Annotated in this window: 22 protein-coding genes; 16 read left to right on the top strand and 6 right to left on the bottom strand. The window is 30.4% G+C overall.

Features of this window, described 5'->3' with window-relative positions; translation table 11 throughout:
* The first annotated feature begins 1 nt into the window (after position 1).
* The 9 genes from AT682_RS07440 (at position 2) to AT682_RS07400 (ending at position 10,443) form a co-directional block, all read left to right on the top strand.
* A complete protein-coding gene (locus AT682_RS07440; RefSeq protein ID WP_002874665.1) occupies positions 2–2,341 on the top strand; it encodes a PEP-utilizing enzyme in 2,340 nt (779 codons plus the stop codon).
* Entirely contained in the window at positions 2,332–2,934 is a 603-nt protein-coding gene (locus tag AT682_RS07435; RefSeq protein ID WP_002859688.1) for a gamma-glutamyl-CDP-amidate hydrolase, read from the top strand. The genes AT682_RS07440 and AT682_RS07435 overlap by 10 nt, the downstream gene beginning before the upstream one ends.
* 1 nt (position 2,935) lies before the next feature.
* Positions 2,936–3,697 (top strand): CTP:phosphoglutamine cytidylyltransferase, encoded by a 762-nt coding sequence (locus AT682_RS07430; protein WP_002825812.1) that lies wholly within the window; start codon positions 2,936–2,938, stop codon positions 3,695–3,697.
* Positions 3,687–4,199, top strand: coding sequence for a cytidine diphosphoramidate kinase (cysC, locus tag AT682_RS07425; RefSeq protein ID WP_002855668.1), 513 nt, complete (start codon positions 3,687–3,689; stop codon positions 4,197–4,199). The genes AT682_RS07430 and cysC overlap by 11 nt, the downstream gene beginning before the upstream one ends.
* Positions 4,196–6,262, top strand: coding sequence for a capsule polysaccharide biogenesis protein (gene kpsC / locus AT682_RS07420; protein ID WP_002882475.1), 2,067 nt, complete (start codon positions 4,196–4,198; stop codon positions 6,260–6,262). The genes cysC and kpsC overlap by 4 nt, the downstream gene beginning before the upstream one ends.
* 28 nt (positions 6,263–6,290) lie before the next feature.
* A complete protein-coding gene (gene kpsS / locus AT682_RS07415) occupies positions 6,291–7,475 on the top strand; it encodes a capsule polysaccharide modification protein KpsS (RefSeq protein ID WP_002882476.1) in 1,185 nt (394 codons plus the stop codon).
* 72 nt (positions 7,476–7,547) lie between these two features.
* Positions 7,548–8,669, top strand: a complete 1,122-nt coding sequence (locus AT682_RS07410; RefSeq protein WP_002780436.1) for a hypothetical protein — start codon at positions 7,548–7,550, stop codon at positions 8,667–8,669.
* Positions 8,666–10,027: a cytochrome P450 gene (locus tag AT682_RS07405; RefSeq protein WP_002780438.1), complete on the top strand. Its 1,362-nt coding sequence runs from the start codon at positions 8,666–8,668 to the stop codon at positions 10,025–10,027. Before AT682_RS07410 ends, AT682_RS07405 begins: the two co-directional genes overlap by 4 nt.
* A complete protein-coding gene (locus AT682_RS07400; RefSeq protein WP_002780440.1) occupies positions 10,024–10,443 on the top strand; it encodes a hypothetical protein in 420 nt (139 codons plus the stop codon). The genes AT682_RS07405 and AT682_RS07400 overlap by 4 nt, the downstream gene beginning before the upstream one ends.
* On the opposite strand, the gene acpS is transcribed toward AT682_RS07400, so the two are convergent.
* Together acpS and fliL are read right to left on the bottom strand one after the other, a co-directional pair.
* On the bottom strand, positions 10,444–10,791 hold the full coding sequence (acpS, locus tag AT682_RS07395) for a holo-ACP synthase (RefSeq protein ID WP_002780441.1): 348 nt from the start codon (positions 10,789–10,791) through the stop codon (positions 10,444–10,446).
* Positions 10,791–11,327, bottom strand: a complete 537-nt coding sequence (gene fliL, locus AT682_RS07390; protein ID WP_002780442.1) for a flagellar basal body-associated protein FliL — start codon at positions 11,325–11,327, stop codon at positions 10,791–10,793. Before fliL ends, acpS begins: the two co-directional genes overlap by 1 nt.
* A gap of 102 nt (positions 11,328–11,429) precedes the next feature.
* Between fliL and pgmL the strand changes: the two genes are divergently transcribed.
* Positions 11,430–12,818: a phosphoglucosamine mutase PgmL gene (gene pgmL / locus AT682_RS07385; protein WP_010891933.1), complete on the top strand. Its 1,389-nt coding sequence runs from the start codon at positions 11,430–11,432 to the stop codon at positions 12,816–12,818.
* A gap of 46 nt (positions 12,819–12,864) precedes the next feature.
* Positions 12,865–13,242, top strand: a complete 378-nt coding sequence (locus tag AT682_RS07380) for a DUF1090 family protein (RefSeq protein WP_002860386.1) — start codon at positions 12,865–12,867, stop codon at positions 13,240–13,242.
* A gap of 30 nt (positions 13,243–13,272) precedes the next feature.
* Here AT682_RS07380 and rsfS read toward each other — a convergent pair whose 3' ends face one another.
* Positions 13,273–13,599, bottom strand: a complete 327-nt coding sequence (rsfS, locus tag AT682_RS07375; protein ID WP_002855339.1) for a ribosome silencing factor — start codon at positions 13,597–13,599, stop codon at positions 13,273–13,275.
* A gap of 27 nt (positions 13,600–13,626) precedes the next feature.
* Positions 13,627–14,172 (bottom strand): nicotinate (nicotinamide) nucleotide adenylyltransferase, encoded by a 546-nt coding sequence (gene nadD / locus AT682_RS07370; protein WP_002882477.1) that lies wholly within the window; start codon positions 14,170–14,172, stop codon positions 13,627–13,629.
* A 59-nt stretch (positions 14,173–14,231) separates the two neighbouring features.
* On the opposite strand from nadD, the gene gap reads away from it, so the two are divergent.
* Genes gap through AT682_RS07345 form a run of 5 tightly spaced genes read left to right on the top strand, consistent with a single transcriptional unit; the run spans position 14,232 to position 19,428 of the window.
* Positions 14,232–15,230: a type I glyceraldehyde-3-phosphate dehydrogenase gene (gap, locus tag AT682_RS07365; protein ID WP_002868484.1), complete on the top strand. Its 999-nt coding sequence runs from the start codon at positions 14,232–14,234 to the stop codon at positions 15,228–15,230.
* Positions 15,231–15,232: 2 nt separating this feature from the next.
* The gene (pgk, locus tag AT682_RS07360; protein WP_002882478.1) at positions 15,233–16,435 is read left to right on the top strand and encodes a phosphoglycerate kinase; all 1,203 of its coding nucleotides are present in this window, start codon (positions 15,233–15,235) and stop codon (positions 16,433–16,435) included.
* On the top strand, positions 16,432–17,103 hold the full coding sequence (gene tpiA / locus AT682_RS07355) for a triose-phosphate isomerase (RefSeq protein ID WP_002882479.1): 672 nt from the start codon (positions 16,432–16,434) through the stop codon (positions 17,101–17,103). The genes pgk and tpiA overlap by 4 nt, the downstream gene beginning before the upstream one ends.
* A 3-nt stretch (positions 17,104–17,106) precedes the next feature.
* Entirely contained in the window at positions 17,107–17,931 is an 825-nt protein-coding gene (fabI, locus tag AT682_RS07350) for an enoyl-ACP reductase FabI (protein WP_002882480.1), read from the top strand.
* 3 nt (positions 17,932–17,934) lie between these two features.
* A complete protein-coding gene (locus AT682_RS07345) occupies positions 17,935–19,428 on the top strand; it encodes a hydrogenase small subunit (RefSeq protein WP_002882481.1) in 1,494 nt (497 codons plus the stop codon).
* Here AT682_RS07345 and feoB read toward each other — a convergent pair.
* Together feoB and AT682_RS07335 are read right to left on the bottom strand one after the other, a co-directional pair.
* A complete protein-coding gene (gene feoB, locus AT682_RS07340) occupies positions 19,425–21,266 on the bottom strand; it encodes a ferrous iron transport protein B (protein WP_002882483.1) in 1,842 nt (613 codons plus the stop codon). The genes AT682_RS07345 and feoB overlap by 4 nt on opposite strands.
* The gene (locus tag AT682_RS07335) at positions 21,263–21,487 is read right to left on the bottom strand and encodes a FeoA family protein (RefSeq protein WP_002779147.1); all 225 of its coding nucleotides are present in this window, start codon (positions 21,485–21,487) and stop codon (positions 21,263–21,265) included. Before AT682_RS07335 ends, feoB begins: the two co-directional genes overlap by 4 nt.
* Between the last annotated feature and the right edge of the window lie 2 nt (positions 21,488–21,489).

Below are 21,489 nucleotides of genomic sequence, written 5' to 3'. Positions count from 1 at the left end.
TATGGCGGAGTTAAAATTTAAAACCAAAGCACAAAATTTAAAAAATTTACAAACAAAATTAAAAAAAGCAAAAGTTCTACCTTTGGTTTTAACTTCGCTTGAAGAATTAATATCAAATGAGGATAAAGTTTTACAGGACATTCAAACCTTAAAGGCTAATAGACTCATTATAAGAAGTTCTTCTTTAAGTGAAGATAGTATGAAAAACTCCAATGCAGGTGCTTTTCTTTCTTTGGCAAATATTAAAGCTGATTCTAAAGATGAATTATTAAAAGCTTTATATGAAGTTGCCAATTCTATGCCATCAAAAAGCGATGAAATTTTAGTTCAACCTATGCTTGAAAACATTACTCTTTGTGGCGTTGGTTTTAGTGTTGATAAGGATAATTTTTCCCCTTATTTTTGTCTTCAATATGATGAAAATGGTTCAAATAGCTCTATTACAGATGGAAGCAGTAAGAGTGCAAAAACTTACTATCATTACAGAAATTATTTAGAATTTAAAGATATTAGACTTCAAAAAATTATAGAACTTATAAAAGAATTAGAAGTTTTATATGATTGTCATTTTTTAGATGTTGAATTTGCATTTGCTATTCAAGATGATAAGGAAGAACTTTTTTGCTTACAAGTGCGTCCTTTGGTTATGCATGAAAAAAATAATTTATTTCATTCTTTACCAAAAGAAGCTTTATATAGATTTTATAAACGTTTTGAGTCTTTAAAAGAATCAAGATCTAGAGTTTTGGGAGATAAAGCCATTTTTGGGGTAATGCCTGATTGGAATCCAGCTGAAATCATAGGGTTAAGACCTAAGCGTTTAGCTTTTAGTTTATATAAAGAAATCATTACGGATAATATCTGGGCGTATCAAAGAGATAATTATGGTTATAGAGATCTAAGATCCCATCCTTTAATCCATTCTTTTTTAGGCATTCCTTATGTGGATGTAAGATTATCTTTTAATTCTTTTATACCAAAAAAATTAGATGAAAATATCGCACAAAAACTTGTCAATTTTTACTTAGATAAGCTTAATAAAAATCATGAATTGCACGATAAGATTGAATTTAATATTGTTTATTCTTGTTATGACTTTAATAGTTCTAAAAAATTAGAAGAACTTTTAAATCATGGTTTTAATGAAAATGAAATCAAAAGATTAGAATTTTCATTATTAGAACTTACAAATAAGATTATTAATCCTAGATCAGGGCTTTATTTAAAAGATATACAAAAAGCTTATAAGCTAAAAGAAAGATATGATGGTATTATTAATTCTAATTTTTCTTTAATTGATAAAATTTATTGGCTTATTGAAGAATGCAAGCGTTATGGAACCTTGCCTTTTGCGGGAGTGGCTAGGGCTGCATTTGTAGCAATGCAACTTTTAAATTCTTTAGTTGAGATTGATTTTATAACTAAAGAGGAAAAAGATGATTTTTTAAATTCACTCAATACAGTGAGTAAAAATTTAAGCAAACAAACAAACCATCTTAATTTTCACAACAAAGATCAATTTTTGAAAGATTTTGGACATTTAAGAGCAGGAACTTATAATATTTTATCGCCAAGGTATGATGAAGATTTTGAGCTTTATTTTGATGTGGATCAAAAAGATAGTAAAGTTTATTTACAAGATAAAGCTTTTGTTTTTTCAGAAGAAAAGACAAAAGCTTTAAATGCCTTACTTAGAGAACATGGACTAGAGATTAATGCTTGTGAATTTTTTGATTTTTTAAAGCAGGCTATCGAGGGTAGAGAGCTCGTTAAATTTGAATTCACTAGATTGCTTTCTAAGGCTATAGTTTATATAGAAGAATTAGGCAAATATTATGGTATTGAAAAAGAAGATTTGGCTCATCTTGATATAAAAAGCATTTTAAATCTTTATTCTAGTCTTTATTCTATAAATCCAAAAGAGCAGTTTGTAGAAGAAATTAATCGCAATAAAAAAGAATATGAACTTACACAAGCTATAAAACTTCCTTCTTTACTTTGCAATGCCGATGAAATTTTTTCTTTTTATAATCATAGTATTATTCCAAATTTCATTACACAAAAGAACATCACTGCATTTACGGCGAAGGAAAATGATAAAGATTTAGAAGGAAAGATTGTTTTAATTTATGCAGCAGATCCTGGATATGATTATTTATTTACAAAAAATATAGCAGGACTTATTACATGTTATGGGGGTGCTAATTCACATATGGCCATTCGTGCCTCAGAACTTGGAATGCCTGCTGTTATAGGAGTTGGAGAAGAAAATTTTGAAAAATATTTAAAAGCTAAAAAAATAAATATAGAATGTGAAAGTGAGCAAATATTTTGTTTATAGGTATTACTCAAAGGCTTATTTGCAACGAAAGTTATCATGAAGAAAGAGAATGTTTGGCTTTGGATTGGGGAAAATTATTTAATAAAGATTTATTTAAAAATTTTACTCCTCTTCCTCTTAGCTATGAAATAGATTTTTCTCATTATAAACATCTAATAAAAGCTGTGATATTAAGCGGTGGCAATGATTTAAGTTTTTATAGTCCTAATGTTTTATCTAAAAAGAGGGATTTATATGAAAAGCAAGTTATAGAAATTTGTTTAGAAGAAAAAATACCACTTTTAGGAATTTGCAGAGGGGCTCAGATGATAGCTCATTATTTTAACAGCCATATAAGTCCTTGTGAAAATCATATAGGCAAACATGAAGTATTTTTCTCAAAAGAAAAATTTATAAGCAATTCTTTTCATAATTTTGCTATTGAAAAATTAGGCGAAGATCTTGTAGAACTTTGCTTAGCAGAAGATAATACCATAGAAGCTTTTAAACATAAGTATGAAAATATTTTTGGTATTATGTGGCATATTGAAAGAGAAAATGGGCTTAATAATATTCAAATTTTAAGAGAGTGGTTTAGTTTAATCAAGGAATAATATGAATGCAATTATCTTAGCAGCAGGTTTTGGATCAAGGCTGATGCCTTTAACAAAAGATCAACCAAAGTGTATGGTTGAGTATAAGAATAAAAAAATCATAGATTATGAAATCGAAGCTTTAAAATCAGCAGGTATAAATGAAATAGCTGTTGTGGGTGGATATTTAAACGAAGTGCTAAAAAATTATCTTAATAAATATGATATCGAGCATTTTTTTATTAATTCAAAATATGATAAAACCAATATGGTTCATACTTTTTTTTGCGCTAAAGATTTTATATTAAAATGCATCGAAGAAAAACAAGATTTGATTATTTCTTATGCGGATATTGTTTATTTTCAAGATTGCGTGCAAAAGCTTATAAATGCCAAAGAAGAACTTGCTATAGTAGTTGATAAGTCTTGGCGTAAGCTTTGGAGCAAACGCTTTGCAAATCCTTTAGAAGATGCTGAAACATTAAAGATGACAAATGGTTATATTATAGAACTTGGAAAAAAAGCTAATGCCTATGATGAGATAGAAGCTCAATATATAGGACTTTTTAAATTTTCTTATCAATTTCTTTCCGAAGTTATTGCTTTTTATGAAATGCTTGATCGAGATATTTTATATGATAATAAAAATTTTGAAAATATGTACATGACAAGTTTTTTGCAAGCTTTAATTGAAAAATACAACAACGCAAAAGCAGTGGAAATTGATGGCAATTGGTGTGAAATTGATTTTATGAGTGATTTAGAGGTGCAAATTGATAAATAGTCCTTATATTATTTGGCTTACTGGTTTAGCTGGAAGCGGAAAAACAACTATAGGTCAAGCTTTGTATGAAAAATTAAAACTAAAATATAAAAACCTTATTTATCTCGATGGAGATGAGTTAAGAGAAATATTAGGACATTATGCATACGATAGACAAGGTCGCATAGATATGGCTTTGAAAAGAGCTAAATTTGCAAAATTTTTAAACGATCAAGGTATGATAGTTATTGTCACTACGATTTCAATGTTTAATGAGATTTATGATTACAATAGAAAGCAATTAAAAAATTATTATGAAATTTATATAGAATGCGATATGCATGAATTAATGCAAAGAGATCAAAAAGGGCTTTATACTAAGGCTTTAAATAAAGAAATTGATAATGTAGTTGGTGTTGATATAGAATTTGATAAACCAGAGGCTGATTTAGTGATCAATAATTCTTGTCGAAATAATTTAGAAGAAAAAGTTGAACTTATAATAAAGAAATTGGCATTGTGAAGTATTACTCAACATCAAAAAAACTTATCGCTAATGTTAGAAATTTTTACAGCATTTTTTTATATAAGAGAAATTTAAAAATCAACAAAGATGATCTTTTCTTTGGCTGGGGGCGCAAAAAATCAGGTTTAAAAGCTATGAATTTGGCAAAAAAACATAAGGCTAAATTCATACTTTTAGAAGATGGATTTATCCGATCATTAAACTTAGGGGTTGAAAATAGCCCAAGTTTTTCTATGGTTAAAGATGATATAGGCATTTATTATGATGGAACAATGCCCTCAAAGCTTGAAAATCTTTTAAATACTTATGAATTTAAAGATGAAGAAATCAAGCAAGCTAAAAAAGCTATAGAGCTTATCAAAAAATATAAAATTAGCAAGTATAATAACAATCTTGATATCCCAGATGATTATTTTCAAAAAGATGAAAAAAGGGTTTTAATCATCACTCAAACAGCCAATGATGCCTCGCTTGAATTTGGGCTTGCTAAAGATTTTAAAACTGTCGATATGATAAAAGATGCCATAAAAGAAAATCCTGATTCTAAAATTTATATAAAAATCCATCCTGATGTTTTAAGTGGTAAAAAACAAAGTGATTTAGATATAAATTCCTTGCCTAAAGAATGTATTTTAATCACTGAAAATTTTAATCCCATAGCCTTGCTTGAGTTTTTTGATAAGGTTTATACCAAAACTTCTGGTATGGGTTTTGAAGCTTTGATGCAAGAATGTGAGTGTATTTGTTATGGCATGCCTTTTTATGCGGGCTGGGGTCTAACAAAAGATAAATTAGAGTGTAAAAGAAGGATGCAAAAAAGAAGTTTAGAAGAAGTTTTCTATGCTGCTTATATACTTTATAGCGAGTATTTTAATCCTTGTTTAAATCAAAAAAGTAATATTTTTGATACTATTCAAACTTTAGCAAAATATAAAGATATAGAAAAGGTAAATTCTAACAGGCTTTTTATGCTAGGCTTTACCTTATGGAAAAGGCATTTTATCAAGCCTTTTTTTAAAGCTAAAGATAATGAAATTATTTTTTTAAATTCTATTAAATCTTTAGTTAGATACAAGCTTAAAGAAGATGATAAATTCTTTATTTGGGGTAAAAAATATGATGAAAATACTCTTAAAAATTTGCTTTTAACAAAGGCAAAAGAGCAAAATTTAACTAATTTTAGTCCTAAAATTTCTTTAGTTGAAGATGGTTTTATCCGTTCAATTTCTTTAGGTTCTGATCTTACGCGCCCTTTTTCTTTAATCGTTGATGATAAAGGACTTTACATAGATCCAAATAAAGCAAGCAAATTAGAAGAGCTTTTGCAAAATGAAATTTTTGATGAAAATATGCTAAATAGGGCAAAAAATATTATAAAAATCTTACTTGAGAACCGCTTTTCAAAATATAATGGCTTAAAGCATGAAAATTTAAAGATCAATGCCAAAATAGGACAAAAGATTATTTTAATCCCTGCTCAAGTTGAAGATGATGCTTCGATGATTTTAGGAGGTTTTGGCTTATCTACTCTTGATTTGCTTAAGGAGGTGCGTGCTAAAAATCAAGATGCTTATATCATCTTTAAGCCACATCCTGATGTGTTAAGTGGTAACCGTGTGGGTTTAAAAGATGAAAAGCTTATCTTGGAATTTTGCGATGAGATTGTAAAAGATTGCAGTATTGATAGTGCTATAAAAATTGCTGATGAAATTCACACTATTACTTCTACAAGTGGTTTTGATGCTCTTTTAAGAGCTAAAAAAGTTTTTACTTATGGTATGCCTTTTTATGCAGGCTGGGGTTTAACAAAAGATAAACATAAATGCGAAAGAAGAACAAGAAAACTAAGCCTAGAAGAGCTTGTAGCAGGTGCTTTAATCACATATCCAAGATATATAAATCCTAAAACAAAAATTTTATGTGAAATTGAAGTTTGTTTAGATATAATGCTAAATTTACAAAAAGATTATTTTTCTAAATCTTATCTTAAAATAATTATAGATTTAAGAAATTTTTTATTAAGACGTATGAGACGCATTGTTGAAAATATCATAAAATAATACGGACGGGGGGGGGGATTACGAATTTATGAAAATTTCTAAAAAATTGCAGCAAGAATTTACTAGTAAAAATGTTTTACTCTTGCAAGGGCCTGTGGGAAATTTTTTTCATCATCTTGCAATAAAAATGAAAAAAAAACAAACCAAAGTTTTTAAACTCAATTTTAACGGTGGAGATTTTTTTTTCTATCCTAGTGGAACGAGGTGTAAGTGCGATGAAAAAGATCTTGAAAATTTCTATAGAGATTTTTTTCAAAGCAAAAAAATCGATGCTATTTTAATGTATAATGATTGTCGTATTATCCATGCTAAGGCTATTAAAGTGGCTAAAGAATTAGGAATTGAAATATGGATTTTTGAAGAAGGATATTTAAGGCCTTATTGTATTACTTTGGAAAAAGATGGGGTGAATGCAAATTCTTCTTTACCGCGTGATAAAAATTTTTATCTTTCTCAAAATATTTTTACCAAAGAAAGCATAAAAGAAATTCCAGGTGGATTTAAATTTATGGCTTTTGATGCTTTTTTGTATTGGTTGTTTGCTTTTATTTTGGCTCCATTTTTTAACAACAAACTTCATCATCGCACTTTATATCCTTTTGAATTTTTATTTTGGTTTAGATCATTGTATAGAAAGTATCTTTATAAGATTACAGAAAAAAAACTAAATGAAAAGATTTATAATTTAGAAAAAAAGTACTTTTTGGCGATTTTACAAGTTTATAGCGATACGCAAATTAAATATCATTACAAAAAAAGCATAGAGCACTTTATAGAGGAAACCATACTTTCTTTTGCAAACCATGCAAGAGCTAAATCTTATCTAGTTTTTAAACACCATCCCATGGATAGGGGCTATAAGAATTATTCTAAACTCATAAATGATTTAAGTCAAAAATATCATGTAGAAGGAAGGGTTTTATATGTTCATGATACCCACTTGCCAGTTCTTTTAAGAAAGGCTTTGGGTTGTATTACTATAAATTCAACAGTAGGCCTTAGTGCTATTTTAGAAGGCTGTCCGACTAAGGTTTGTGGCAATGCTTTTTATGATTTTGAAGGCTTATCTTATCCAAAAAAACTTCAATTTTTTTGGCGTGAAGCTCATGCTTATAAACCCAATCCTGTTTTGGTATGTAATTTTAAAAAATATCTTTTACAAACTAATCAATTCAACGGCAATTTTTATAAAAATTTCTTTTTAGACAAATAAGACTAAAAAGCTTTGATTAAGAGAGCTTTTAAAGCAAAGTTGTTATAATTAAAAGCAAAAAGAAATTATTGTATGGATAGGGAAGTATTTTATATAGCAGGATATGATCCTAAAAGTTATAGATTTTATTATGATTTATTTAAAAAAAACCTAAAAGATTATTCTCATGTTTTTAACATTAAAGTTGATTTAAGTAAAATTGAAAAAAATGAGCAATTTCCTTTTTTTCAAATTTCTTGCGAAGGAGTACAAACTAAATATCATTTTTTAACATGGAATGATATTGTTAAGAAAAATTGGTCAGAAAATTATAAAGATGCTTTGGCAGATTGTTATAGTTTTTTTAGAATTTATACTATCACAGGGCTTTTTATCAAATTTGGCAAAGAGTCGATTTATCAACTTATCACAGGTTATTATCCTTTTTTTTATGTGTTATTTTCTTTACTATTTTCTTTGGTTTTGGCTTTTGGAAGTTTTGCTTTTTTGCAAAATTATATGCATTTTTCTTTAGCTATTATCATAGGATGTTTTTTAGGATTTTTACTAAATCATTTTTTATTTAAATTAGGTAAGAAATTAGCTGTATTTTGGATAGCAAGAATTTGTGCTTTTTGTGCTACTTGGCAAGACAAAAAAACAGGCACTATGCAAGAAAGAATCAAGCTTTTTGCGAATACCATAGTAGATAAGCTAAAACAAAATGAAAATAAACAAGATTATGAACTTGTTTTAGTAGCACATAGTGTTGGAACTATAGTTTGTATAGAAGTTTTGGAGTGTATTTTAAGACAAAATTTAGATTTATCTTTACTTCGTAAATTAAAAATTCTTACTTTAGGAGAATGCATTCCTTTAGTGAGTTATCAAAAAAAAGCGGATGAATTTAGAAAGAAGCTTGAATTTGTTTCAAGGTTTGATTTAAAATGGTATGATTACACATCGATTATTGATGGAGCATGTTTTCCTCAAGTGGATTTTTTCCGCACGAGTGGCGTAAATGCTAAATTTACACCCCCATTTTTAAGTGCTAAATTTCACACTTTATATGAAAAACATGAGTATAAAAAAATAAAAAGAGATAAAAACAAAGCGCACTTTTTATATCTTTATAGTATTAGTGTTAAAGGTGATTATGATTTTTTTTCTTTCATCATAATGCCTAAATTTTTAGAAGAAAAGGTAAAAATATGAGTGAATGCCCCTTTTTTCCAAAACCTTATAAAAATAAAGCTTCTACGCTTTTAACTTTTTTGTTAAAGCGTAGATCTTGGCTTGACGGGCTTTATGAGCGTAGTTATAAAATGCAAACAGGCTATGTGAAGATGCCAAATTTTGATCTTTATGTCATAAATGACACTAAAGAAGTTAAAAGAATGATGGTTGATGAGGTTAGAGAATTTCCTAAAAGTGCATTTTTACATGAGCTTTTAAGTCCGCTTTTAGGGGAGAGTATTTTTACTACAAATGGTGAAGTTTGGAAAAAACAAAGAGAGCTTTTGCGTCCAAGTTTTGAAATGACTCGTATCAATAAAGTGTTTAATCTTATGAGTGAAGCTGTGGCAGATATGATGGATCGTTTTAGCAAGTATCCAAATCATGCTGTTATCGAAGTAGATGAAGCTATGACTTTTATTACCGCTGATGTGATTTTTCGCACCATTATGTCTTCAAAACTCGATGAGGAAAAAGGTAAAAAAATCTTAAACGCATTTGTGACTTTTCAAGAGCAAAGCGTGCATACAGCCATGCGTCGTATGTTTCGTTTTCCAAAATGGCTTTCTTATGTGTTAGGAGATTGTAAGCGTGCTAAGGCCGGAGATGTGATCAGACAGGTTTTAAGTGATATCATAAAACCAAGATATGATATGGCAGATAATGCAGAATTTGAAGATATTTTAGGATCTTTGCTTTTAGTAGTGGATGCTGATACAAATAAGCGTTTTTCTTTTGAGGAAATTTTAGATCAAGTGGCTATGCTTTTTTTAGCAGGACATGAAACCACAGCAAGTTCTTTGACATGGACGCTTTATTTGCTTAGTCTTTATCCTAAGGAGCAAGAAAAAGCTTACGAGGAGATTACTCAGGTTTTACAGGGTGGAGTCATTGAAATTTCGCATCTAAGACAGTTTAAATACTTAACAAATATTTTTAAAGAATCTTTAAGACTTTATCCTCCTGTTGGGTTTTTTGCAAGAGAGGCAAAAAAAGATACTCAAGTTAGAGATAAGCTTATTAAAAAAGGTTCTGGGGTGGTGATTGCTCCTTGGCTGATACACAGACATGAAGAATTTTGGACAAATCCGCATGGATTTAATCCTTCTCGTTTTGAAGGAGAGTACAAAAAAGATGCTTATTTGCCTTTTGGGGTAGGGGAAAGAATTTGTATAGGACAAGGTTTTGCTATGCAAGAAGCGATTTTGATTTTGGCTAATATTTTAAAAACTTACAAACTAGAACTTGAAGAAGGTTTTGTACCTGATGTAGTAGGGCGTTTAACAGTGCGTTCGGCTAATGGTATGAGGATAAAATTTAGCAAAAGAAAGCTATGAAAAGAGTTAGAACTAAAATTCGCGCCAATTTTCGTCGTCGTGTAAAACGCACTTTAAAAGGAAGCTTAAAAGAAAAATTAGCAGGGACTATTCTGCTTTGTGCAATAGTACCTTTAGCAGTTTTAGGATATCTTTTTATCGTGATTATAGGAATTTTTTTTAATACCGCACGAGCAAGACAGGGTGTTAGAGCCTTAGATCATTTTGTAAATGCAAGCTTGTTTAATGGCTATGCTTGGGAGAGCGTTTCTTCTCATGCGTGGCGTGAAAGAAATCGCAAAAAATGGGCAAGGATTGTTATAAAAATCACAGATTTTTTTCAAAAAGATCATTGTAAAAGAGCAAACAAAAGAGAACAACCTGTGGTGGATTTCATACTTTCAAGAAATTTAGACAAGCAAACTATAGGAAAATAATCAAACTACAGCCACTATGGCTATAGCAAAACCATTATCATGAGAAATACTTAGGGAAGTTTGAGTGATATTAAAATCTTTTGTAATTTTTTGAGAATATTTTAATTTAGGCGCGTTTTTTTCATCTTTTGATATTTCAATATCAAAAAAACTGCATAATTCACAAATTCCAACACCCAAAGCCTTGCTAGCGGCTTCTTTAGCAGCCCAAAGACCTGCTAGAGTTGCTGGATTTTTAATGAGTATTTGTTCTTTTGGGCTTAGAAATTTATCCAAAAAATTTTTGCCATGTCTAGAATGAATTTTTTCTATTCTAGAAATGGCGATGATATCACAGCCTACACGCATTAAGAAACTACAAAATCCGTAAAATAAACATTTTTAATAAAGCCATCGGTTAAAATTTCATTGATTTTTCCAACTAGCTCATCTTTTAAACGTTCTTTGCCTTTTTGTGTACTTACTTCTTCAAAAGTTTTAGCTGTTAATGTACGAATAATAATATCACGAATGACTGGGACTTTTTTATCAAGTTCAGGTTTTAAAAGTTCGCTATTTTGTTCTAGTTCTATAGTGCATTTTACATATCTTGAGCCGCTATCGCTAAGCAAATTTAGGGTAAAAGGATCAAGTGGATACATAGGACCTATATTAGCAAAATCACTACCTCGCTGAGCAGGAGCTGAAACTTTAGGTTTATCGGCTTTTGCCTCTTCTTTTGGAGCTTCTTTGACTTCACTTTCATCACTTGAACTGCTTGAAATAAGCCAAGCAATTACTCCCATAATACTAAGAAGTAAAACAAAAAGTAAAATAACAATAATAATTACAAGTGAACCACCTTTTTTCTTTTTTGTTTCTTCGTTTTCTAATTCTTCATCCATAAATTTTCCTTCATTTAGTGAAATTAATGTAAAATTGTAGCAAAAATTTCTTTTCTATCCAAATTTGCTTTAGAAAAACGATAAATTTAGGTCAAAGAAGAGATGAATTTGAAGGAAAAAATGTTAGATGTGATTTTTAGAGAATATGATATAAGAGGACTTTACGACAAAGAATTGAATGAAAAAAGCGTTAAAGCTATAGGTTTTTGTTTGGGACAAACTATGTTAAATAGGGGTTGTAAAAATGTAAGCGTGGGCTATGATGCAAGATATAGTGCAAATGAACTTTTTAATTATCTAGTGAGTGGACTTAACAAAGCGGGAATAAAAATCTATGATATAGGGCTTGTACCAACTCCATTGGGATATTTTAGTCTTTATGAGGGCTTAAAATTTGATGCAAATGTTATGATAACAGGCTCTCATAACCCAAAAGATTATAATGGTTTTAAAATTACTATTAATAAAGAAAGTTTTTTTGGTGTAGAATTAAAAGAGTTTTCAAAAGAAGTTTATAAGCATTTAGATGATGATATTGAAGAAAATTTAGAAGTAGAAAAATACGATATTTTAAACCTTTATGTGAAATTTATGTGCGAGCAATTTAGCTTTTTAAAGGATTTTAATTATAAATTTGGTGTTGATTGCACAAATGGTGCGGCTGGAGTGGTGATAAAGCCTTTAATCAAGGCTTTAAATTTAAAAGCTCATGTAATGTTTGCAGAGCCCGATGGACAGTTTCCAAACCATGCTCCAGATCCTACAGAAGAAGAAAACTTAAGTGCGATTAGAGAATTTTTAAATCAAAATCAAGATTATTCTTTGGCTTTTGCTTTTGATGGGGATGCTGATAGAATGGTTGCTTTAAGTAAAACTCATGTATTTTGTGGGGATGAGCTTTGTTATTTGTTTGCTAAAGATATCCCTAATCCACGCATTTTAGGTGAGGTAAAATGTTCTAAAAATCTTTTTGATGAAGTGGCTAAATTTGGAACTATTTTTATGGGAAAAACAGGACATTCTAATATCAAAAAAATGATGAAAGAAAAAGATATTGATTTAGCTGCTGAAGTGAGTGGGCATATTTTCTTTAAACATAGATATTTTGGTTATGATGATGGAATTTATGCATTTTTAAGAGCCTTGGAGCTTGTTTATAAAGGTTTTGATCTAGAAAGTATGATTAAAGCTTTACCAAAACTTTATACTACACCTGAAATTAAAATTCCTGTAAATGAAGAAGAAAAATTCAAACTTGTGGAAGAATTTCAAAAAGAGATTGAAAAAGGAGCTTTAAAAGGTGTTAAAAGTCTTTGTGAAATTGATGGAGCTAGGATAGATTTTGGCGATGGATGGGCTTTACTTCGTGCATCTAATACCAGCCCTTATCTTATCACACGCTTTGAGGCAACATCTTTAGAAAGAGCAAAAGAGCTTGAAAGTATGGTATTTACTTTGTTTAATGATATAAAAGCTAGATTTAAGAATTGATGAGATAATATTCCGCGATTTAATTTATTTTAAAAAGGAATTAAAAATGAAAAAAATACTTATTTTACTTACACTATGTGCTTTTGCTTTTGGTGCAAGTGAATGTGATAGAAAAATCGATCGTATCAATAAAGAAATCAGTTTTTCTAAAGCGCATAATGATACAGCTAGAACTTTAAGCTTAGAGCTTGCTTTAAAACAAGTACAAAATGATTGTGCTAAAGATCCTATGTTTTATGATAAAAAGTTAGAAGCTAAAAAACTTAAAGAACAAGAAGTGGAAAAAATCGAAAAAGAACTCGATGCCTTGAAAGAACAAAAAGATTATATGAGTAAGGCTGAGTATAAAGCTAAAAAAGAAGCTTTAAAAGAACAAAAAGAGAAAATCAAAAAAGAAATTAAAGAATATATTGATAATCTCTAAAAATTAAAAGGCTAATTAAATTTAGCCTTTTTAAACCCTACCTTTTTTAAGATTTTCTAATAATTCTTCTATATTATAAATTCCTCTGTGTTCTGGTGTTAAAAGATGGATTAAAATATCACCAAGATCAATCACACTCCATTCTTCGCTACTATCTATGTTTAAAAATTCCTCCCCTTTGGCTTTAAGTTGTGTTTTAAGCTCATCGATCAAGGATAGAGCGTGTCTTTCTCCTAAAGTAGCTGCGATAATGACATATTTTACAAAGTATTCTTGCTCGCTCATGTCAATGGTTTTGATATCTTCAGCTTTTTTTTCATCTAAAATTTTAACGATTAAATCTATTCTTTCTTGCATTATTTTCCTTTAATTTTTGAAATTGTATCAATTTTTTTGTAATTTTTCATAATATTTTTTTACTTCATCTTTAATTTCTTCGCAGACTTCATTTGTATTTAAAGTGTTGCGTATGAAAGAAGAAGCGATTTTTTTATCGGTTTTTAAATCTTTGAAATTCTTAGGAATTTCTATATCGTTGCGATTAGCAATAACAAATTCTACCAAAGAATTAAGTTTTTTAAAATCATGCCAAAGATGAAGTTTTTCTAAATGATCAGCACCAATTAAAAGGTAAAATGTACTAGGATTGTAAAGCTTATAAAGATACTTAACGCTTTCTATACTAGGAACAGGGCGTTTTTGCTTGGTTTCAAAATCACAAATTTCAACTTTTGGCAAATGTCCCCAAAGTTTTTTAACCCATAAAAATCTTTGCTTTTCATCAGCACTAAAACTTTGTTTAAAAGGGTTGATATAAGTAGGCATAATAATAAGCTTATCAATATCTAATTTTTCCAAAGCCTCTAAAACAACGCTATTATGACCATTATGTGGTGGATCAAAACTGCCACCAAAAAGTGCTATCTTCATTAAATTTTTAACCTTTTTTTTGTAGAATATTAGCATTATATTTTGCAAAAGGAAATTAAATGGCTGTAAAAGTTGCTATAAATGGTTTTGGACGCATAGGCAGATGTGTTGCAAGAATCATCTTAGAAAGAAATGATATTGAGCTTGTGGCGATAAATGATACTACGGATATTGAACTTACAAAATACCTTTTTAAATACGATACAGTACATGGTGAATTTAAAGGCAGTGTTGATAGTGAAGGCGATGATTTAGTGGTAAATGGTAAAAAAATCAAAGTATTTAAAAGTCGCAATGTAAAAGATCTTGACTTTGCAAAACACGGTGCACAAATTGTTTTAGAGTGCACAGGAGCGCATTTAACTATGGCAAAATGTCAAGAATTTATAGATATGGGAGTGCAAAAAGTGATCATGAGTGCTCCTGCAAAAGATGATACTCCTACTTATGTTTTAGGAGTAAATTCAGAACTTTACAAGGGTGAAAGCATTATTTCTAATGCAAGTTGTACAACAAATTGTTTAGGTCCTGTTTGTCGTGTTTTACAAGATAATTTTGGTATCGAAAAAGGACTTATGACAACAATACATGCTTATACAAATGGACAAAGTATTATTGATGCTAAAGCTAAAGATAAACGCCGTTCTCGTGCTGCAGCACAAAATATCATTCCAACTTCTACAGGCGCAGCAAAAGCTATGAAGCTTGTTATGCCTGAGCTTAATGGCAAGCTTCACGGACAAAGTATGCGTGTGCCAGTGATTGATGTATCAAGCGTGGATTTAACCGCACAACTAAGCCGTAAAGTTAGCAAAGATGAAATCAATGAAGCTTTTAGAAAAGCTGCAACTACAAATTTAAAAGGCATTTTAATGGTAGATGATGATGAAAGAGTTTCAAGCGATTTTATCACTTGTTCTTATGGAGCAATTGTGGCAAGTGATTTAACTCAAGTGATTGCGGATGATTTTATCAAGGTGATTGCTTGGTATGATAATGAATGGGGCTATTCAAGTCGTCTAGTAGATATGGCAGTATATATTGCAAATAAGGCTTAATCATGAGTGATATTATTTCTATAAAAGACATTGATTTAGCCAAGAAAAAAGTTTTTGTAAGATGTGATTTTAATGTTCCCCAAGATGATTTTTTAAATATCACTGATGATAGACGCATAAGATCAGCTATTCCTACGATAAGATATTGTTTGGATAATGGTTGTAGTGTGATTTTAGCCTCTCATTTAGGGCGTCCAAAAGAAATTAGTTCCAAGTATTCTTTAGAACCTGTTGCTAAGCGTCTTACTAGACTTTTAGATAAAGAAATTATTATGGCAAAAGATGTTATCGGAGAAGATGCAAAAACTAAAGCTATGAATTTAAAAGCGGGTGAAATTTTACTTCTTGAAAATTTGCGTTTTGAAAAAGGCGAAACTAAAAATGATGAAAATTTAGCCAAAGAACTTGCTTCTATGGTTCAAGTTTATATCAATGATGCTTTTGGAGTATGCCATAGAGCACATTCTAGTGTGGAGGCGATTGCTAAATTTTTTGATGAAAAACACAAAGGTGCAGGATTTTTACTCCAAAAAGAAATTGATTTTGCAAGCAATCTTATCAAACATCCAGCACGTCCTTTTGTCGCTGTTGTTGGAGGTTCAAAGGTAAGTGGAAAACTTCAAGCATTGACAAATTTATTACCAAAGGTAGATAAATTAATCATAGGCGGAGGTATGGCATTTACTTTTTTAAAAGCTTTAGGTTATGATATAGGAAATTCACTTTTAGAAGAAGAACTTTTAGAAGAAGCTAATAAAATTCTTACCAAGGGTAAAAATTTAGGAGTGAAAATTTATCTTCCAGTAGACGTTGTAGCCGCTCCTGCGTGCTCACAAGATGCGCCGATGAAATTTGTTCCAGCACAAGAAATTCCAAATGGTTGGATGGGTTTAGATATAGGACCTGCGAGTGTGAGACTTTTTAAAGAGGTGATTTCTGATGCGCAAACGATTTGGTGGAATGGACCTATGGGTGTTTTTGAAATTGATAAATTTTCAAAAGGTAGCATTAAAATGAGTCATTATATCAGCGAAGGACATGCAACTTCTGTTGTTGGAGGCGGTGATACGGCTGATGTGGTTGCGCGCGCAGGTGATGCAGATGAAATGACTTTTATTTCTACTGGAGGGGGTGCTTCTCTTGAGCTTATAGAAGGCAAAGAACTTCCAGGCGTAAAAGCTTTAAGATCTAAGGAAAATGAATGATCTTTGCTGCAAATTTAAAATGCAATCACACAAGAGCAAGTTTTAAAATTTATGCTGAAATTTTAAATAAAACTATGGGAGCAAAATGTGATGATATTATCGTTTTCCCACCTAGTGTAGCATTTTTAGAAAATGAAAATAACTTCATACAAGGAGCGCAAAATTTTTATCCTTGTGTTAATGGCGCTTTTACAGGCGAGCTTGGAAAAGAACATTTGGACGAATTTGGGATCAAATGTGTTTTAATCGGGCATTCTGAAAGAAGAGCTTTAGGAGATGAAGAATTTATTAAGGCTAAATTTGATTTCGCTAAAGAGCATGGCTATAAAATTGTTTTTTGTATAGGTGAAAATTTAGATACAAAAAATTCAGGCAAGACTTTAGAGTTTTTAAAAAAACAACTTGAAATGATTGATTTAAATTATGAAAGACTCATTATCGCTTATGAGCCTATTTATTCTATAGGAACGGGAGTGAGTGCACAAAGTACAGATATCGCTAAAGTGCTTGAATTTTTAGCGAGTTTAACCAAGGTGCCTTTGCTTTATGGTGGAAGCGTGAATGAAAATAATATCAAAGAAATTTTAAGCGTAAATCATTGTGGTGGAGTTTTGATAGGCTCTGCAGCTTTAAAAGTAGAAAATTTTATAAAATTAATCAAAGGATAAAAGATGATTATGAAGGGTAAAAAAGGCCTTATTGTAGGGGTTGCGAATAATAAATCTATCGCTTATGGCATAGCAAAAGCATGTTTTGATCAAGGAGCCCAGCTTGCTTTTACTTTTTTGAATGATGCTTTAAAAAAACGCGTAGAACCTATAGCACAAGAGTTGAATTCTAATTTTGTTTATGAGCTTGATGTAAACAATAACGAGCATTTAGATTCTATTGCTGAAAAAATCAAAAAAGATTTAGGTGAGATTGATTTTGTAGTGCATGCGGTTGCTTTTGCTCCAAAAGAAGCTTTAGAAAATTCTTTTTTAGAAACTTCAAAAGAAGCTTTTGATATAGCTATGCAAACTTCTGTGTATTCTTTACTTTCTTTAACACGTGCGGTTTTACCTATTTTAAAAGATAAGGGTTCGATTTTGACTTTAAGTTATCTTGGTGGGGTTAAATATGTACCTCATTATAATGTTATGGGTGTAGCAAAAGCTGCACTTGAAAGTTCTGTGCGTTATTTAGCAAGAGATTTAGGAGTAAAAGGAATCCGCGTTAATGCTATTTCAGCAGGTCCTATTAAAACTTTAGCAGCAAGTGGAATAGGGGATTTTAGAATGATTTTAAAATACAATGAAATCAATTCTCCTTTAAAACGCAATGTTAGTATAGAAGATGTAGGAAATTCGGCTATGTATTTACTTAGCGATTTGGCAAATGGTGTTACAGGTGAAATACATTATGTTGATGCAGGATATAACATCATGGGTATGGGTGATGTTGAAAAAAATGAAGAAGGGCAAACTGTTCTTTGTTGGGATAATCAAAAAGGATAAAAGATGGCAAAGCTTAGCAATGAAGAATTAAAAAATATACTTGAAGATCGCATTAAAAAACTTGAAAATTCTACTTTAAAAGAGGATAAGGTTATCAATGAAGAAAGTGTAAAAATTCTTGCTAAGCATTTATCTTTAGGTAATGAAATTCCAGTTCTTGCACAAAGATTTTTTCAAATCGCACCTAAAACAAAGTTAGTATGGCTTCATCTTTGTGAATGTACAGGGTGTAGTGAGAGTTTGTTGCGTTCTGAGTTGCCAAGTTTTGATGAGCTTATTTTTGATTTTTTTTCTTTAGAATATCATGAAACTTTAATGGCAGCAAATGGCACTAAGGCTGAAGAGCTTTTAGAACATGTTTTAGAAGAAGATTTTATTTTAGCGGTTGAAGGTGGTGTTGCAGCCATTGATACCTTTTTTCTTACTATAGGAGCGCAAGGAGAGAGTGGCTATGAAATTTTAGACAAACTAGCCGCTAAAGCCAAGGCTATCTTTGCAGTGGGTACTTGTTCAAGTTATGGTGGTATTCAAGCTGCTTATCCAAATCCTAGTAAAACTTGTGGTATTAGCGAAGTTTTAAGTCAGAAAGTAGTAAATATCCCAGGTTGTCCTCCAAGTGATATAAATATCATTGCGACTTTAAGTTTTTTTGCTTTATTTGGAGTTTTGCCTGAACTTGATGGGCAAAATCGTCCCGTGTGGGCTTATGGTAAATGTTTGCATGATATGTGTGAAAGAAAGGCAAAATTTGAAAGTGGGATTTTTGCTGAACATTTTGATGATGAAGCTGCGAAGAATGGAGCTTGTTTATTTAAGATAGGTTGTAAAGGACCTTATACTTACAACAACTGTCCTAAAGTGAAATTTAATGCTAAAACTTCTTGGCCAGTGGCTGCAGGACATGGTTGTATAGCCTGTAGTGAGAAAAATTTTTGGGATGAGTTTGGAAATTATGAAAAGCCTATGGCAAATATTTTTTCTTACGCTAAACTTTGCAATGAAGAGTTAAAACAAGAATTTTTTCTAGAAGAGCAAATTAAAATTTTAGAACAAATAGATTTTGAATTTGAAAGCAATATAAAACTTATTTTACAAAATATAGCTAAAAATAAATTAGGTGCTTTGCTTGTAGAAAATTATAAAAAATCCTTTGAGAAAAACTATGCTTTTATAGAACAAAATTTTGATGAAAATCCTATGCCTTCAAAAGATTTTTGCAAATATCTTGAGATGAGTTTTATTTTGGTTAAAGGTGAGTTTTTAAAAGATAAGAATGATTTTTTAATTGCGGCAAAAAATTATGCTTTTAAACATGCAAGTCCTTATGATTTTAAGTTAAATATGAACGCTGAAAAACCAAAGCTTGATGTGAGTAAATCTTTTCGTATGACTTTGATCTATCTTTGCGGTGAGCTTGATTTTGAAGGTATTGCTTATAGTATTTTAAAAACTTTTGGGGATAATATCACTAAAATTTCATCATTAAAAGCAAGTTAATTTAATAAAATTTTAGCAATATGAAGCCCTATAAAAGCTACTATATAAGCACTTGTGCAGGTAAAAAGAAAGAGAAAGAGAGTATATTTTAGCTTTCCACTTTCTTTTGAAAAAACTATAGTTGCTGCAAAGCAGGGATTATAAATCATTACAAATAAAATAAAAGCCACTGCACTTGGTATAGGTATATTTTTGGCAATAATTCCTTTTAAATCATTATTTGTTTCATCTACATCTTTTCCTAGTGAATAAAGTACTCCCATAGTTGAAATCATCACTTCTTTAGCGGCCAAACCACTGATTAAAGATACGCTTAATTTCCAATCTAACTCAAGGGGTTTAAAAATAGGTTCTATGCCTTTGCCAAATTGTCCTAGATAACTTTGTTCTATAGCTCTTTCTTGAGCGTTAAAATCATTTAAATTTTCTTCATTTTTTGGAAAATTGCTAGCAAACCATATGAGCAAAGAGGCCAAAAGTATGAAAGTTCCTGCTTTTTTAAGATACATTTTGGCTTTATTATAAACCATAAACCAAACTAAATGCCAATTTGGCATACGATATTTTGGCATTTCCATAACAAAAGGTTCATCAAGTCCACGAAATGCTGTCATTCTTAAAAATTTTGCAGCACAAAGTCCTAAAATCGCACCTAAAATATAAATTCCAAAAAGATAATTTCCTGCTTTTTCACTTGGAAAAAAAGCACCGATAAAAAGCACATATACAGGAAGTCTTGCCCCACAACTCATAAAATTGATCACAAAAAGAGTTAAAAGCCTATCTCTTTTGTTCTTAAGAGTGCGTGTAGCCATAAAAGCAGGTACCGAACAACCAAAACCAGTGATTAGCGGAATAAAACTTTTACCATGCAAACCAAATTTATGTAAAATCCCATCAAGTAAAAAAGCTACTCTTGACATATAGCCTGTGGTTTCTAAAAGAGCTATGCCTAAAAATAAAATCATTATATTAGGCAAAAAAAGTATCACAGCACCAACACCTGCGATAATCCCATCAGCCAAAGCTGAAGCGATAAAGGTATTAGAAATATTGTTTTTAACAAATTCACCTAAGGTATTAAAGCCCGATTCTATATAATCCATAGGAATTTGCCCTAAGCTAAAGGTGAGTTGAAATAAAAGCCACATTAAAAATAAAAATATAGGTAAGCCAAAGAATTTATGGATAAGTAAGGCATCGATTTTTTTGGTTAAATTTCTTTCTTCTTTTTTGTGTGTAATAATTTTTTTTGAAAGTTCATTAATAAAATATAATAAATCTTCTTTTTCCGGACTTTTTTCGCAAAGCGGAGTGTAAAATTGAAATCTTGGAATAAATTTACTTTCAAATAAAATAATAATTTTTTGCAGCAAAAGTTCTAAATTTTCTTTTGTTTTTGCTGAAATTTCAACAACTTGACTTTGAAATTCTTGGCTTAAAATAGAAGTGTCAAGCTCTATACCTTCTTTTTTGGCTTCATCGCACATATTTAAAGCTAAAAGCATTTTTTTATTAAGGCTTAAAAGTTCTGCACTAAGGATAAGATTGCGTTCTAAATTGGTAGCATCTAAAACATTAACAATAACATCATAGTCATTTTGATTTAAAAAATGACGTGCGATTTTTTCTTCTTCGCTATATCCATCTAAAGAATAAGTTCCTGGCAAATCAATGACTTCAAATTCATAGTTTTTATAAAAAGTTTTTGCGCTTGCTTTTTCTATAGTAACTCCGCTAAAATTTCCTACTTTCATATTGGCTTTGCAAAGTGCATTAATAAGAAGACTTTTGCCTACATTAGGCTGACCTACAAGAGCTATTTTGATTTTTTTCATATAAGATTCACTTCTATGGTTTTAGCTTCATCAGATCTTAGGATAACACAACTTGTATCAAGTTCTACCATTATGGTGGCATTTTTTAAAGAGGAGTGAATTTTTTTCAAGTTTTTATTTTTAATAAATCCAAAGCTTAAAAGTCTATTTTTGAGTTCTTTGTGAGCGTTTAAATTGACAATAATAGCTTTTTGTCCATCTTTTAACTCGTTTAAAGTCATTG

Origin of the sequence: Campylobacter jejuni (genome assembly GCF_001457695.1) — a bacterium.
Taxonomy (GTDB): domain Bacteria; phylum Campylobacterota; class Campylobacteria; order Campylobacterales; family Campylobacteraceae; genus Campylobacter_D; species Campylobacter_D jejuni.
Note: the sequence above shows the minus strand (reverse complement) of the source record. Positions and strands in the feature narration are given on the sequence as shown.